This window comes from Paenibacillus oryzisoli (genome assembly GCF_001653565.1).
Lineage (GTDB): Bacteria > Bacillota > Bacilli > Paenibacillales > NBRC-103111 > Paenibacillus_E > Paenibacillus_E oryzisoli.
The window spans coordinates 43,678-59,681 of the sequence record NZ_LYPB01000061.1 but is presented as its reverse complement, the minus strand read 5'-3'; the positions used below and the strand labels follow the sequence as shown (position 1 = coordinate 59,681).

The 16,004-nt window shown below is 40.4% G+C and carries 14 protein-coding genes, 3 tRNA genes and 1 rRNA gene; 10 read left to right on the top strand and 8 right to left on the bottom strand.

The window, feature by feature from the left end; translation table 11 throughout:
• The 4 genes from A8708_RS13285 to A8708_RS13270 all read left to right on the top strand — a co-directional run.
• Window positions 1-83: ribosomal RNA gene (locus A8708_RS13285) — 23S ribosomal RNA — on the top strand; the annotation flags it as partial.
• Between the two features lie 107 nt (window positions 84-190).
• A tRNA-His gene (locus A8708_RS13280) sits at window positions 191-263 on the top strand.
• A gap of 15 nt (window positions 264-278) precedes the next feature.
• Window positions 279-350 (top strand) — tRNA-Gln (locus tag A8708_RS13275).
• 13 nt (window positions 351-363) lie between these two features.
• Window positions 364-445: transfer RNA gene (locus A8708_RS13270), tRNA-Leu, on the top strand.
• Window positions 446-561: 116 nt separating this feature from the next.
• Here the strand turns inward: A8708_RS13270 and A8708_RS13265 are convergent.
• Window positions 562-1,692: a tyrosine-type recombinase/integrase gene (locus A8708_RS13265; RefSeq protein WP_068664081.1), complete on the bottom strand. Its 1,131-nt coding sequence runs from the start codon at window positions 1,690-1,692 to the stop codon at window positions 562-564.
• Between the two features lie 150 nt (window positions 1,693-1,842).
• On the opposite strand from A8708_RS13265, the gene A8708_RS13260 reads away from it, so the two are divergent.
• From A8708_RS13260 to A8708_RS13245, 4 genes are all read left to right on the top strand, one after another.
• Window positions 1,843-2,385: a helix-turn-helix domain-containing protein gene (locus A8708_RS13260; protein ID WP_068664078.1), complete on the top strand. Its 543-nt coding sequence runs from the start codon at window positions 1,843-1,845 to the stop codon at window positions 2,383-2,385.
• A 57-nt stretch (window positions 2,386-2,442) separates the two neighbouring features.
• Window positions 2,443-2,637, top strand: coding sequence for a helix-turn-helix domain-containing protein (locus A8708_RS13255; protein WP_068664069.1), 195 nt, complete (start codon window positions 2,443-2,445; stop codon window positions 2,635-2,637).
• A 62-nt stretch (window positions 2,638-2,699) separates the two neighbouring features.
• Window positions 2,700-3,509 (top strand): hypothetical protein, encoded by an 810-nt coding sequence (locus tag A8708_RS13250; RefSeq protein ID WP_068664067.1) that lies wholly within the window; start codon window positions 2,700-2,702, stop codon window positions 3,507-3,509.
• An 80-nt stretch (window positions 3,510-3,589) separates the two neighbouring features.
• Entirely contained in the window at window positions 3,590-4,537 is a 948-nt protein-coding gene (locus A8708_RS13245) for a hypothetical protein (protein WP_068664065.1), read from the top strand.
• Between the two features lie 111 nt (window positions 4,538-4,648).
• Here A8708_RS13245 and A8708_RS13240 read toward each other — a convergent pair whose 3' ends face one another.
• Window positions 4,649-4,870, bottom strand: coding sequence for a helix-turn-helix domain-containing protein (locus A8708_RS13240; protein WP_082927479.1), 222 nt, complete (start codon window positions 4,868-4,870; stop codon window positions 4,649-4,651).
• A gap of 155 nt (window positions 4,871-5,025) precedes the next feature.
• Here A8708_RS13240 and A8708_RS13235 point away from each other — a divergent pair, with 155 nt between their 5' ends.
• Complete coding sequence (locus tag A8708_RS13235; RefSeq protein WP_068664063.1) at window positions 5,026-6,129, top strand: hypothetical protein; 1,104 nt, start codon at window positions 5,026-5,028, stop codon at window positions 6,127-6,129.
• Window positions 6,130-6,602: 473 nt separating this feature from the next.
• On the top strand, window positions 6,603-6,797 hold the full coding sequence (locus tag A8708_RS13230) for a hypothetical protein (RefSeq protein WP_068664061.1): 195 nt from the start codon (window positions 6,603-6,605) through the stop codon (window positions 6,795-6,797).
• Window positions 6,798-7,163: 366 nt separating this feature from the next.
• Here the strand turns inward: A8708_RS13230 and A8708_RS36455 are convergent, their stop codons facing one another.
• The 6 genes from A8708_RS36455 to A8708_RS13205 form a co-directional block, all read right to left on the bottom strand.
• The gene (locus A8708_RS36455) at window positions 7,164-7,901 is read right to left on the bottom strand and encodes a carbohydrate-binding protein (RefSeq protein WP_239696664.1); all 738 of its coding nucleotides are present in this window, start codon (window positions 7,899-7,901) and stop codon (window positions 7,164-7,166) included.
• Window positions 7,855-10,305 (bottom strand): glycoside hydrolase family 2 TIM barrel-domain containing protein, encoded by a 2,451-nt coding sequence (locus tag A8708_RS13225; RefSeq protein ID WP_239696663.1) that lies wholly within the window; start codon window positions 10,303-10,305, stop codon window positions 7,855-7,857. The genes A8708_RS36455 and A8708_RS13225 overlap by 47 nt, the downstream gene beginning before the upstream one ends.
• Before the next feature lie 73 nt (window positions 10,306-10,378).
• Entirely contained in the window at window positions 10,379-12,103 is a 1,725-nt protein-coding gene (locus A8708_RS13220; RefSeq protein ID WP_068664059.1) for a sugar ABC transporter substrate-binding protein, read from the bottom strand.
• Window positions 12,104-12,176: 73 nt separating this feature from the next.
• The gene (locus tag A8708_RS13215; protein ID WP_068664058.1) at window positions 12,177-13,046 is read right to left on the bottom strand and encodes a carbohydrate ABC transporter permease; all 870 of its coding nucleotides are present in this window, start codon (window positions 13,044-13,046) and stop codon (window positions 12,177-12,179) included.
• Window positions 13,047-13,057: 11 nt separating this feature from the next.
• The gene (locus A8708_RS13210; RefSeq protein WP_068664057.1) at window positions 13,058-13,987 is read right to left on the bottom strand and encodes an ABC transporter permease; all 930 of its coding nucleotides are present in this window, start codon (window positions 13,985-13,987) and stop codon (window positions 13,058-13,060) included.
• 12 nt (window positions 13,988-13,999) lie between these two features.
• Window positions 14,000-15,943, bottom strand: coding sequence for a hypothetical protein (locus A8708_RS13205; protein WP_068664056.1), 1,944 nt, complete (start codon window positions 15,941-15,943; stop codon window positions 14,000-14,002).
• Window positions 15,944-16,004 lie beyond the last annotated feature (61 nt).

Below are 16,004 nucleotides of genomic sequence, written 5' to 3'. Positions count from 1 at the left end.
AGACGACGAGGTTGATAGGTTCGAGGTGGAAGTGCGGCAACGTATGCAGCTGACGAATACTAATCGGTCGAGGGCTTAACCTCAAGCTTTCCGGAGGAAAACTGGCTTCGGAAGCATATGCTTTATCCTAAGAGTAAGACTTACGTTGAAGTTTCGTATCTAGTTTTTAGGGAATAATATTCCTACTGTGGCGATCGTGGCGAAGGGGTTAACGCACCGGTTTGTGGATCCGGCATTCGTGGGTTCAAGTCCCATCGGTCGCCCTTTTCCCTACTTAATGGGGATTAGCCAAGCGGTAAGGCAACGGACTTTGACTCCGTCATGCCTAGGTTCAAATCCTAGATCCCCAGTATACTTTCTTTAGCGGTCGTGGTGGAACGGCAGACACACCATCTTGAGGGGGTGGCGCTCACAAGGCGTGGGGGTTCAAATCCCCCCGACCGCATCCCAGTTTAAAACCCTTATTCGATAAGGGTTTTTTCTATTTTTAGTAGCATCGTTTTCATACGTGTTTTTCGCTTGGAAAACAGAATTGGCAACATCTTGGCAACCTTTACTAAACTAAAGCGCATTTGAAGCCTTGAAAATCATCTGACCAAGACCATTTGCCGCTTCTTCCTGCATGTTTGGTAATAGGTGAGAGTATCTATCCAATGTGATTTGTATAGAGGAATGTCCCAAGCGTTCAGAAACCACTTTTGCATGTACCCCCATCTTTAGCATCAATGAAGCATGAGTATGTCTCAGATCATGGAAACGAATTTTAGGAAGTCCTGATTTCCCCAGTAACGAAGCCCAGACTGTACTCAAACTTCTAGGAAGCATTTTAGTCCCCTTCGATGTACAAACTACCAATCCACTGACTTGATACATCTCCCCTATCTGTAGACGCTCCTGTGAGGTCATATGGCGATGGGTTTTAAGTGCAGTGACAGTCTCAGGGGGTAAAGCGATGGTGCGAACTCCTGAGGCAGATTTTGCCCCTTGTACGAACTCCTTTCCATCATGGCTGATGGTTTGGGTTATCCTCAACAAAGCACCCTCTAAATCAACATCTTGCCATCTTAACCCCAAAATTTCACCTTGTCTCATTCCAGTCATTATGGCTAGATGGAATGCTATGTAATAACGGTTATTCCTAGCTAATTCCAAAAAATGCTGAACTTCGTTAACGTCCCAAGCTTTCATTTCTTTGTGATTGACTTTTGGTTTGTCAATTGTAGAAGCTACGTTCTTCTGAACGAGTTGTAACTTTTCTGCTTTGTTTAATGAAGTGTTGACCACATTAAAGATTCGTTTAATTGTCCCATCTGCCAAGCCCTTTTTATGTAGTTCATTGACGAATTTTTGAATATGCAAAGTATTTAGATTGCATAGTGGGATGCAACCAATTGAAGGAACAATATGAGTCCTAACTATTTGTTCGGTAGTCTTCGCTGATTGCCTTTTTATTGTTTGTTGTTTCTCAATTAACCATTGAGTTAGATATTCTTTATAGAGTATCTTAGAAGGCTCGATGTATTCCCCCTTGTTCAATGCACTCTGTGCCTCTACAAGTGCCTTCTCAGCTTCCTTCTTTGTTTTGAATCCTCTTTTCTTTTTGTTTTTCCTTTTCCCATTTGCATCTTTACCTAGTTCAAGAACATAGAACCATGAGTTCTTTTTTGCGTTTTGATCTTTGAATACTGGCATTTTGACACCATCCTAGACTGAGTTTTTAATGACTTACAAATGTAAGTCTAAATGCCGCTCTAGTGCCTTGACATTCGAGAACAGGCTATGATACGATAATACTAGACTTACAAATGTAAGTCAACATTAAATATAGTGAGGGAAGATAATATGATTGGACTTGAATATATTATAAAGGTTTATAAAACCAATTATAATCAAATATCCCAGAGTCTTGGAGTCAGTAGACAAACTGTAAACGACTGGCTAAAGCAAAAACGAAACATACCCGAAGTTCGTTTGAAGCAACTATCTAAGCATTTTGGGTTAAAAGAATCCTTTTTTCAAAAGGAACTAAATGATTCAGAAAAAATGGAAGTACAAATAGCATATTTCCAAACTATGCATGCAGAGTACGAAAATACAAGTGAAATATTTCATGAGCACATTTCAAGAAAAAATGATGAAATACTTTTGCGAGTAAAAAGTCTAGTTGAAGATGACAATGAACAAGAAGCAGATTATAACAGAGATTTGCTAACTAATGTAATCAAAATATTATCAAATAGCGAATCCAAAAAGATACTTGATCTTCTAATCTATGTAGTGAATTTTGAAAATGATGAATTTGGTGTACATAACTATAGACGTTATGAAAAGTATAACGAAGAAATTCTTAATATTATGAAGAAAATTAAAAAAATTACACGATAACCTTTTTCATTAGAATGAGGCTCGTATTCACTTGACAGAAAGGAGTGACTAAATAGAATGACATGCTACATCAGTAAACTTGAATACCCTTCTGTGTTGACCGTAAAGGATATTCAAAACATCTTGGGTATAGGAAGAGTACAAGCATACGAACTCGTAAATTCTGGACAATTCCACATTGCAAAAGTTGGTAAGAGAATTTTGGTTGGAAAAGAAGTTTTCATTAAATGGCTTGAAGGAAAACAAGAATAGTTGTATTTGCGTATGAGATTTTAATGTCAAATTGAAAAAACATTATGGAAGAGGATTGCTAAATGACAAAAATAGATGTAATGAAAAAATGCACAAAATGCAAGGAAGAGAAGAAATTCAAAGATTTTATTGAAAAGAATAGTCATTGCTTGGATTGTCGAAGGGATTATCAAAAGCAGTATAAAGCGAGAAAAAGATTAGAAGATTTAGCTATTTACCAACTTAAAAGTTCTGCCAAAAATGTGTATAAGCGTGGTCAAAAAAACTATATTATTTCACCTTATGAAAATGTCAGTTGTGGTTGGAATAGAATTAAGGAAATTGTTGATGACTTGTCTAATGACAAAAAATGGATGGGTGATTGGAGAAATCAGACAGCTATATTTGAGAAAACAGGAGATAATTCAGATAAACCTTCAATTGGAAGAGTTGGTGATATTGGCAATTATACAAGGGATAATATAATTGTCCAATCTTTAAAAGAGGGTTCAATACAGGCAAATGCTAAGCCCTGCTATATGCTTGAAATTAGGGATAAGCAGTTTGGTAATGTGAAAGAATTTGCAAGTATTAAAGATGTAAAGGAATATTTAAAAAGTGTTGGCGTTCCAGTAAATGCATGTAACAATATAAATACTGGAAAAGTCCATAACTTGGGTAATGGATTATCAATAATAATCCAGACTCAAAATGGTACACCCCAAGAATATGAAACTGCTCAGTATTCTATAAAAGTAGTTCATAGCAAGTATTTAATTGATAATACAAGGGGAATAAATGACCTTCTTGAACGTAAAGAACATATTATTCCTATAAATAGTTTGGGACTAAGCTTTAAGAGAATACAAGTAGGAAATCAAGCTAGTGCCTGATTCTTATAACATGCTAAATTCTGGGGAAAATTTTTCCGCCGCTACTACTATTATTTCTAAAGAAAGGGAGTATTCAATGTTTGTTTGATACAATCAAATTAAAGGCTAATAATATTTACATTGATGATTCAGTGTTTGAAAAACTAGTTGATAAGGTAGAATCTATAACTTACTTGGACAGAACTACAGGTGAAATCAACGTTGTATATAAGTTGAAAGACGAAAAGATACCTTATCTTGTCTATAACAGTAGAAGCCTGATATTATCATTACAACTATCCATTCCAAAGTTTCTATTTGGAAATAACATTCAAATGGTTGGTCAAGAAGATGTAGCGAATTTCTTTAAGAAGCTAAGGAATCATTTGTATAACTTACTACATATAGATGTAGACCCTTCTGAATGGACAATAACAAGCAGAGTAGATGTTTGTTGGAACTTTCAAGTAGGCTCAAACGTAAGCGATTACATTATGCAACTGGCAAAACGAAGAATGCCATACAAAAACACGAATGTCTATAATCATAATGAAACTGTGATCTTTGGAAACAAAAGTAGTCGAATTATGTTCTATGACAAAGCCAAACAATGCATAAATGACAAGGAATCAAACGATACAATAAAACAGGCAGAGGGTATTCTCAGGCTTGAAGTTAGCCCTTCTGATGCAGACATTCGAAAATTCTCGCCAAAGAAAAGAGCAGTTGAACTACTAACAAGAGAATTTTTTGAACACATAACCAAGCCAATACTGGAAGGCATAACCTTCCAAAACATAGATAACGAGTTAACTCTCGATTGGTTAAAACAACAAAAAAGCATCAGTAATGCGGAAACAATATTAGGCTTTAGAATGATAAGTGAAACTTTTGGCGAATTTGTCCTAAAAGAGCTGTATTCACCTAAAACACTTCAAAGCAGAAAACATATGATTGAACAGTTACAGTTTCCAAGAGCAAATAATCTGATGGAGTTAGAGATTGACTTTCCCAAACAAGTGGTTAATGGAGCAGTATTTAACTTGTAGTGTTTTAATTTAATTTCGTAAAAAATAACACCTATTTATTTGATAGTTGTTATTTTTTACGCTTTAAAATCAATAGGTATAGAATAGCTTGGCTAACTTTCAAATATTGAGTTAATCGCTTTTTTGCTTTTCATATTCAATTTCAACCAATTTTATAAAGTCTGAGGGCTTCATATTCAAACCTTCGCATAACTCAAATAGCTTACTTACAGAAGGCTCATTAAGCCCTCTTTCCAATTGGCTAATATAGCTACGATCAACTTCACATATTCCTGCCAAATCTTCTTGGCTTAAACCCTGCTTTATTCTGCGTGCTTTTATGATTTTTCCCATTATTGTCTTAATGATAGCAATCCTTTTCAATACCATTACCTCTTTTAGTCTATTATCAAATTGCATTGACAATAGATCACAGAAGAAGTATCCTACTAAATGGATATAAATTACATATTGTTCATTTATATTTAAAAATTGAGAGGACATAACCAATGAGAAACATAATACTTTCCATTTTAGTTACTCTTTCTTTGCTGACAGTTGTAGGGTGTAACACAAAACAGGCTTCCCCTGTAAATGTAAATAGTCAAATAAACCTAGATGAAGAATACTCAAAGGTAATTGGGTTAATCAATGACGAAAAATGGGAAGATGCGAGTTTAAGCGTTGAAGTAGTAAAGGAGTATAAAGATGGAGAAATACTGAAAAAGTTCCTAGTTGCATATATGAAATATGAAAAGATAAGTAATGGGGAATCTGACTTGTCTGCATATAAGACTGTGATAGACGATATAGCGGCGATACCTGATGATTATCAAGGAGTATTGAAGGAAAAGATAAATGACTGGAAGAGCAAAGTTAAAGCCAATTTTATACAAGCGGAATTGAATGAAATAGCAAATCTCATCAATCAAAAGGATTACAAAAGTGCCAAAGCAATAATCAATAACTCCAAATATGATAAGGAAGATTCCACATATTCAGTATTATATAACTACATTACAGCGTTTCAGACAAAAGATGCTAACCCTCAATTTTCAAGAGATATGATTCTCACTATTCCAGAAAACTACAATGGATTATTGTCAAAGGAGATTAAGTTAGAAACAGATAGATTTTATGAACAACTAGTTACTCATATTAAAGATAATTCCTCTAATAAGATGTGGAATTTCGCTTCTGACACATTGAAAAAGAACAAAACAGTTAGAGCATTATATGACTATCATTTTGCCCTAACAACAAAGTGTTCAAGTTACGAAAAAAATGACTGTATGATAAGCTATTTGGCAAATATTGATGACGATTACGATGGTTTGCTATCTAGTGAAATTAAACCGCTACAAAAGAAATATGCCAAAGAAATTCAAGATAATCGTGCAGATAAAGCTAGAATAGCTTCCTTGCCTACGCCAGTACAACCAACGATAGGAATGACAGCGGAACAAGTAGAAAAATCCACTTGGGGCAAGCCTAGTCGCACGAACAAGACTACTACAAAGTATGGCACTAGTGAACAATGGGTATATGAACGTATGGGGTATATATATTTTGAAGATGGAAAGGTAACAGCAATTCAAACTAGTAGTAAATAAAATTGGTAAACCTGCTTAGAAGGCAGGTTTTTATTATGCCTAAATGCTAAGTCATACGGAGGGTGAATCAAATAGAGTTTTCCATGCAGTTCATCAAGAAGAGGCAATATTCCCATATGGATTGTGGTCTACTTTTTAAGACGAGCGGTCACACTGAATCATTTTAAGGTGCGTACATTGATGAAGTCATCCAGTCTGCTCTATTTGTTGAAATGCGATAGCGATAGATTAACATCAATACCATTTGCAATCGTTCTGAGGTTACAATCCTTTTCAAATGGAGATAGGAGTTCAATCAATGAATAAAAGAAAATAGTGGGGGTATGTTTCGCATAAAAGGCATAAGACATTCTTCAATATAGGGGTGCAACTGTTCTACTCGGCTAGGCAATACGAAACGTAGATGGTATAATTATCCTTATTATGGGAAATCAGATTAAATTATGAAAAAGCATGGTTAGAAGGAGAAAGTAATGGATGAAAAAGAAATCCAAGAATTAAAGGAACGCATGATTCGGGTTGAAACAAAAATAGATATGATGATAAACAATAAAAATGTGCAGGAACGTCCATTTTGGGTTAACGTTCTAATTGGATTCTTGGTTGTTTTTCTTGGTTTGGTTATTTTCTTTCTTTTGGTTAGCCTACTCCCAATTATTCATCTTTAACAATGATTTTAATAAAATAAAGGTTCAACAGTTATACAGATTGGTAAAGAAAAATGGCAACATATTTGGCAACAAACTCGGAATAACTAGCCTGAACAAAAGAAAACTAGAGAATATAAGAATACCCAAGAAGCTTGATGGTAAAGGCTTCTCAGGCATCATAGTTAACTATAAATAACGTTCCACTCGACATTGAGGGGGTGGCGCTCACAAGGCGTGAGGGTTCAAATCCCTCCGACCGCATCCCAGATTTACAACATGAAACCCTTGATATATAGGGTTTTTTTCTGTTTTTATATGAGAAGTGAGAAGAGGAGGATGCCCCATAAGCCACAATGTGGCATCCTCCTCTTGGCGTCTCCAAACCTACTTAATAAATCGAACCCATCCCATGTCGATGTTGCAGCCGGGAAGAAAAATGAGCGACACGGTATTTTTGCCGGTAATCGTTTCGTCTAGTTTGAACACAGCACTGGTGTAATCCGCACAGCTTGCCACTTCGATCATTTGTCTGATTTCACGCTGGCCATTATCAGTAAACACAAGCTGTATCGAATTTTGTTCTATACGTGAACGCCAGCAAATTTCAATTTGTCTTGCGCCTAATTCACCGAAGTCCATATTATCGTATACGAGCGATACGTTATTCCCTATCTGTTCAATCGTATCCTCTCGAATGGTAAAGCAATCGCCATACACTGTTGAAACTTCAGTGGCTTTCAATTTTTGGAACGCCTTTTGATACCGGGAAAAGGTAAAGCCTTTGATGTGTACCTTTTGGCTAAACACAAGACATAAGGTAGTTACACCGATCAACCTACTCGGGAGCTTACAGATCACCTCTTGGTAAGTATTCCAAATTGAACCTTTATCGTAGTGGATGGTGGTGAGAGGCTGGCCGCCCTTCAAAGGCATTCCCTCCCAAATTTCAAAAGTAAAAGGTTCTTTACTCAAAGGGAATAGAGGTAACGTGATTTCATCCGACCCGTAATCTCCAAAGTCTAAGTTTTGAAAGCCGACATGACTTTCGCCATCTCTTAACGTAGCTACGCCACGCTCATTGCCATTGGCTAGCATTGTAAAGTCCGGCAGATATGAACTCATAAGGATTCATAAATGGCTTTCCTAGACCTTGAATTTCTAGGGTAATCATCGAGATAAAAGCAAAATGATTGCCGCCGTTTTTAGGGGAACAACGGACAAAAACTTCACCGTCTCCCCTAGGCTTGATGGTTGCGGTTTGTCCATCTTCAGCTACCACAATCGTAGCCAACTGGCTATCAATGCCAGCAGAATCTGTGACCCGCCAGTATAAGTCGCTATAAGTTGCATGTTCTGGAAACGTCTTTGCACTCACATGGTAACCGTCCATTGATAATTCAATTTTACGAATAGGCACTTCACGCTGATCCAATAATGCACGAACGACAGGAGCTCTACGACCAACCCGCTTTACAATGGCCAGCAACTTCCCGCTAAATAGTCGCCTGGAGTTCGTCTGGTACTGGTCATAGTCGGTAGCATCACCATTATCCAGTGCAAGCAGTGTTCCGTTCTCGACGGACACCTGGACACGACAGTTGGCATTGTCAACGGGATTCCCTTGCAAATCTAAGGCTGTAATCGTTGTGAAAATAAGCTCCCCTATAATTTCGTTCTCTAGCTGCAGCTTCACAGCATCACCAAAAGAGGTCCTGCTCTGCGTTGCAATCTGTTCGCCATTGCCATCGTAAGCCACGGCGCGGAGCGTTCCAGTGCGATATTTAATTTGCCAATCTGCAACGATTTTATCGTGATCCAGCGGTACAATACCTTGACTCTCCTCATTGACAAACAATTCGACTTGAGGAGCGTTGGAGCAGACTCTTACGTCAATGATCTGGCCTTCCGAAAAATCCCAGTACGGATACAGATGGACGAAGGGCGCTTTTCGATAGTCGGTCCATGCCGCTTTAAATAAGTAGAATGAATCTTTTGGAAAGCCTGCTGTATCTACATGTCCAAGATAGGTGTTCTTGGTGTGGTAAGGAGTTGGCTCGCCAAGGTAGTCCTGACCCGCCCAAATAAACTGTCCAAGAGAGAAAGGCTTATCTGCATCTGCTTGGATACATGTTTCTACGTTTTTGGCTCCCCAACTTGTGGAGCTGTTGCCGAGAGCCGAACATTGCAGGTCATCGTCAGCTAAGATTGATTTGGATAGTGGAAAATGATAAATGCCTCGACTTTGCACCGTGGAACAAGTCTCGCTGCCATAGATGATCCAATCCGGATGAGCAGCATGATGTTTTTCGTATAATGGCTCAGCGTAGTTATATCCGATTAATTTGATAACGTCGGCGCACTTTTGCGTGTTTTCCCAAGGCATGTAGTTGGAGCATAAAGTAGCAGGAGCATGACCATGGGGATCATGTTTTTTCACCAATTCCATGAGGTAAGTCATGGTTACTTTGCCAGACTCTGCGTCTGCATGCGTATCATAAACTTCGTTGCCAACGCTCCACATGATAATGGAAGGGTGGTTGCGATCTCGGCGAATCCAAGAGGCCATATCCTTTTCTGCCCATTCTTCAAAGAAATTCGCGTAGTCATGTTTCGTTTTAGGACGTTTCCAAACGTCGAATATTTCACTCATGACAAGAAAACCCATTTCATCGGCAATATCGTTAAAAACGCTAGCGGGCGGATTGTGAGCTGCACGGATGGCATTGACGCCCATTTTACGGAATATCGCAAGCTGCCTGCGAATGGCGTCGGGGTAAACAGCCGCTCCCAAACCGCCGAGATCGTGATGAAGGCAGACACCATTTAACTTGACATGCCTGCCGTTAAGGAAGAATCCCCGATCTGTCGTAAACTCGATCGTCCTAAAGCCAAAGCGGGTATCTATGGTATCTGTGATCTCATCGTTAACAGAGAGTTCACTTCGCAAGGTGTAGAGCTTAGGATGTTCAACGTCCCACTCGACGATTTCGTCATCCCTTTCTAAAAGCGTGTGTCGAACCTGATAAGGCCTTCCTTCGGTTTCTACTTCCACATTTACTTCGTAACTCCACTGACCGTCCACTTTGCGTGTAGTGATATAGATGCCGTCAGATACAAAATGACAAGCATTTTTGATAATCAGAAACACATCTCGATATATGCCCGCCCCTGTATACCAGCGCGAGTTCGGCGCTTGATGGACGACTTTGAGCACCAAGGTATTTATGCTGTCTTTGTTAATAAAATCGGTAATTTCAAATTCAAAAGAGGTATATCCGTATTTCCATTGCCCCACCTCTTTGTCGTTAACAAACAACGTGCTGTTCATATATACGCCATCAAAGCGGATGAAAAGATGCTGTCCGTTTTTCACATGACTTGCGTCTAGATCACGCTTGTACCAGCCAATGTCATCTTTGTACAAATTGTTGGTATCTCCAATTAACCAGTCGTGAGGAACGCTGACGGGTACAAACTCGCCAGGTTCCCCTTTTGCAAACTGCCAACCATCATTCAAAAGTTGCATACGAATCCCATGCCTCCATAAAAGCCCAGAGGCTTGCATGCGCAAGCCTCTGGGCTTATCAATCTTAAGAATGCTATTTCAGCGTTGTTTCTTTTCCGAACGATTTCTCCCATGCCGCTGTTCGCTCGTCGATAATTGCTTGACCGCCTGAATTAAGGTAATCTTTCATGCCTGCGTCATATACAGCGTCAAACTTGTCAACAGGTGCCACAACAGCCTTGTTCAAGAGTGTATCACGTTTTTCTTTAAGAGCTTGACCTTGTCCGTTTTCTGCCTTAATAGCACCCACATTGGCATTTTTGCCTACGCGACCATCATGCGTTGTAATTTGATTCGCTTTCTCAATATATTTGGCATCAATACCCGCATATCCGTTGGCAATTGACTTGACTGTCTTAGCCGGATCGCCAAGGTCAAGACCGTTGCTTGTGATCGTGTAGTCGATGTTTGCTGGGGAGTTCATAATCTTTTCGCCTGTTGCTGCAATTGTCTTCACAGAACCGTCAGGCATCGTTTGACGAGTTACACCTTCTTCTCCAAATTGCAGGAATACGCGATTATCAAGCTTGGAAATCCAATTTAGATAGAGTAGAGAAGCAACTGGTTCTTTGTTTGTAGCTGGGAAAAATATTTTACGGTCAACAGGACCTGATAAAAATTTCTTGTAAACGCCGGCTTCATTGGCAAATGGTTCAACCGCAATATAGGCTGCATCTGGGCCAACAAGCTTCTGAAGGCCTGTCTGAATGCTGTCAGCTCCGTTACGATATGGATAATCCCAGTTGTGCATAAATGCGCCAACGTAGCCTGCTTTCATGAGATTATCTTCCGTTTTATCTCCGGCAGGGTAAAGTGAGAAATCCTTCCACACTAGACCTTGGTTATACCATTTATTTAACGTTTTTATGCCTTCTTTATAGTTCGGATAGAGGAAACGACGATCGTCAAAGTCGTGCGTGTAGATGTCCTTGTCCGTTATATTATTGGGCGCATAGGCCGCAGTCAAATGATCTGTACGCCAACCGACGTCAAAGCTCGTGGAAAAAGGAATTATCTTGTCGGCATCTTTTCCCAGGAGTGTGGACGCGTTGTCTTTAAATGCTTTTAACATGCTTTCAAATTCTGGCAACGTTTTTGGAGCTTGAAGATTGAGTTTCTTTAACCAATCCTCGCGCACAAAGGTATTCGTGCGGTTAAGGGTGTTCAGACGAGATTCTATTGCCCATAAGGTTCCTTTGCTAGGATCCTTGTCCCAATAGATGTTGGCTTCCGTTAAGTATTTCCACATGTCTGGCAGAAGATCTTTGTTATCTTTGAGAAGGGGACTTAGGTCAAGAACACCGCCCATGTTGGCGTACGTTTGGATGGTTGGATAAGAGTAGGTAAGACTGATATCCGGCGCTTGATTCCCTGCCAGGAGGTTGTTAATAGCCTCACCCTCTGTCCAACGCGGTACAGGTACAAAAGTAACGTCTACATTGTGGTCACGCAGCATGCCGTCTTTAATATATTTGGTATAGAAATTGTTCTCTGGTTTGGTTCCCCCGGGATTACCACGATCATAAATCTCTACTTTGATCTTACGAGCTTCCTTGAATTTGAGATTGGCATCGAGACCTAGTTTTTCTAGTGCAGCGTTGTTGCTAGGCGCATTAGTCGCTGAAGCTGATGGAGCTGATGAAGTTACTGGATCTGATGAGGCTGTTGGCGTTGGTTTGTCGTTCGTTGTACATCCTGAAAGTGCTCCAGCAAAAATAGTACTAACCGCTAGAACGGACAATGCTTTGAGAAATTTCACGGTTGTTCCTCCTAGTTCATATTTGGATTCCTTTATAAAAATTGACGTAGCCAATTCCTATCCTTTGTTAGATTTAACCTTTTACCGCCCCGATTGTGACGCCTGAGATAAAGTACCGCTGCAGCCATGGATAGATGAGTAAAATAGGTACAGTCGCAAACATAACGGTTGCTGATTTAATCGTTTCAGACAGGCCTGGGCTTGAAAAGCCTTCCTGCGTTGCCACTTCAATACTACTGACACTATTAAGGATGTTATAAAGCAATAATTGTATAGGGAAGTAGGTTCTATTAGACATAAACATTAATGCATCAGAGAACCCGTTCCAGCGGCCAACCGCATAGAAGAGAGCCAGTGTCGCAAGCACAGGAGTGGAAAGCGGCAGATAGATATTGATGAGCACCCGAAGAGGTCCTGCACCATCGATTTCAGCGGATTCCCTAAGACTCTCTGGTATCCCGAAGAAGAAGCTGCGCATAATGATGACATTAAAGACACTAATGCAGTTGGGCAAAATCAATACTAAGGGATTATTGAGCAGATGCAGCTCTTTCAATAGTAAGTAGGTAGGGATTGTACCTGCACTAAAATACATCGTAAAGATAATGAGTGCTGTGAGAATTTTTTTCCCCTTCAGGTTGTCATAGGTAAGCGGGTAGGCACACATAATCGTCATGAACATCGACCAAAGTGTGGTAATTACGGTCAGTATGGCTGTCCACAATAAAGCCCATGTATATTTGGAATCGCCAAGTACTGTTGAGTAAGCATCGAAATTCAGTCCTACAGGCAGAATTAAAACTTCATTTTTCACCAAGGAACTCGCAGAACTGAGAGATCGTGCCAATATATTCAACAATGGCAGGAGACAGATTAAAATACACAAGAAACAAATGAAAGCGATAATCCAGTCCCCAAATCTAGTACCCCTTGATTTAATCATGTTACAGCCTCCTACCAGATGCCACGTTCGCCAAATTTTTTCGCCAAAGCGTTTGCCGCAAACAAAAAGATGACGCACACGACAGACTGAAATATACCGACGGCAGTGGTGAGAGAGAATTGCAAACCACGAATACCGTTGTTGTATACGAATATGGAAATAACGTTAGAAACTTCTGTGACAAGTTTATTGCTGAGTGCGTAAGGTCTATCAAATTCACTGCCCAAAATACGTCCAAGGCTTAGAATCAACATAATAATGATCGTAGGACGAAGACCTGGCAGCGTAATGTGCCAAATATTGCGCAAACGACTTGCTCCATCCACCGAGGAGGCTTCGTACAATTCTGGGTTGATCCCTGTGATGGCTGCCAGATAGATGATGGTATTCCACCCGCAGCTTTGCCATATGCCCAATACAATGTAGGTGACGACCCAATGCCCAGGTTCATTCAGAAATGGAATGGAGGCAAAGCCCATTTTATTTAGCAGGATGTTGATAAGTCCAGTAGTCGGTGCAAAAAGCTGGAGTGCCATACCTGAAATGATAATCCATGATAAAAAGTGTGGCATATATACAATCGTTTGAGTGAATCGTTTAAAACGTTTGAAAGCGAGCTCATTTAAGAGAATGGCCAGCAAAATAGGTGCAGGGAAGCCGAACAGTAAGTCAAGAAAGTTAAGCCCGATGGTGTTTCGAAGTGAATACAGAAAGTCGCGATTAGAGAAGGCTTGAATAAAATATTCGAACCCATTATTTCCCGCCCATTCCATCTCCGAGGGGCTTTTTACAATGCTATAATTTTTGAATGCAATTTGAATGTAGCCCATAGGTATGTAACGGAAAATGATAAAGAAGGCCATTGGGAGAACCAACATCACGTAGAGTATCCAGTAACGTTTCATGTACCTGAGGGATGGACTCTTATTTGTAATTACCATATTCGGACCGCCTTACATATAAATTTGCCTTCCCTTGTCATCGTTAATGCCTGTTTTGCGATAGAAATACGTATTTACTTGATCTCGCCACTCACGAGCATTGCGAAGTTGACGTTTAAGCCGCTCTTTCACCGAGTTAAAAGTCTCCTGTGGCACTCGGTTCTCCAGAGTTTCCCAGGCTTGTAACAAGGCCTCAGCTTGCTGAGCACCTTCAAAGTGACTATCATACATATATTGAAGCAATGTGCGTCCGTCTTTCATTTTGTAGTCGTAACGAACACGATGGAAAAACAGTAAAAGCTCCTCCGGACAACTTGTGATATCGTCATATTTCCTTTGCAGCGACTCTGGATATTGCAGTGTAAATCCCGTTCCTTTGGAAGTTCGATCGACACCGATCGCATCAAAGCTTGCTCTATGATACGTCCCCCAATGTGAGAACTCATAGCCGTCAACATTAGGCCCGTAGTGAGAATTAGGGTTTACCATAAAACCAATCCCAAGTGGGGCTGTATAGCTCTCGTAAATCCCTCGTGATGTAAGCAGCATCTCCTCCATCGTTAGGCATCCGAGCTCATTTGTTTCGAACGTGATCTGAATCCACTCACGAATCAGCTCTTTCGCAGTAAGGTCGGGATTCCACGCGATTCTCCCGAAGGCATACAGATTGCACTGTGCAAGGGTGTTCCCAGTCCAGTTCATATTATTGCCTGTGTTTGTAACCGCTGTCACCGCAACGATTTCTTGACCAAACAAGCTCTTCAATTGCTTGCCTTTGTCAATTTCCGTTGTCAAAATTTCCTCCCACTGAACAGCCAGACTGAAGAGGTCGATTTGCTGGCCAGTGTATTCCTGAGCAATTTGAAACTCAATAGCTTCGCGAGTGTTTTTAAGGCTTGAAAATAGAGGCGATACGGGCTCTCTTGTTTGAAAATCGACAGGTCCATTTTTAATTTGAAGAATGACATTCTCATCAAACGTACCATCCAGAGGCTGAAAATGTTTATAAGCTGCCATCGGACGATCGGTTTGCTGGTCTCGCCAGTCCTGCTGGCAGTTATACACAAAGCATCGCCAAAAGACTAACCCTCCAAAGGGAGCGACCGCTGCGGCAATCGTATTAGCACCGTCTGCCTGAGTTCGTCCAAAGGCCTCGGGGCCGCCTCTAAATTCTGAATCCGCTTTCACTAAATAACCTAAAAAGTCTGGGATCTTAGTGTATACAACCGTGGATTGAGCTTGCCAAAACTCCTTTACTCCCGCGTCCAGCGGATCAGAGGTTGTAAGCCCGCCAACGATCATCGGTGCATCGAAGTGGACGGATACCAATAATCGGATGCCAAATGGTCTAAATAGGGCAGCTAGTTCAGCCAAGTCAGAAAGATGTGGTTCGGCTATCAGACCAGCGCTTACTTTGTTTACATTCACATTGTTAATGCAAATCCCATTAATACCGATGGAGGCCATCATTCGGGCATACGTGATGATTCTTTCTTCATCGTAATCAAATTTATGATTGTGGAAAAAGAAAGAATGACCGGCATACCCCCGTTCAATGTGTCCATCCATGTTGTCCCAATGATTAATAATGCGATAGTCCACTTGGGGGGCGGAGCGTTCTTGTATTTTTTCTATGTTTTCTCCAGCGGCAAGACGATTAAGGAAGCGATAAACACCATATAAGAGCCCCGTTTTACTGCCGCCTGCGATCTCGAACCCATTTATCAGAGGGGTGAGTGAAAAAGCCTCAGGCTCCAAGTCATCCATTTTCAATTGCAGCGTGTACGCAGCACTATCTTGAATTTCTCCCCATAGACGAATTAGACCTAGATGACATTCTTGATGGATAAAATCTAAATCGAAATCTGCACGAATTCGTAAAGCTTTAGACGCTAGATAGAATTTTGGCTGCAGCCAAGCATTGTATTCAGAATATATACGTCTCGTGTGTTCCATGGTGCACCTCTATCAAAAAATTAGAGCGTTTTCATAAACGCTTTTGTCTCTCTGTTAAGAA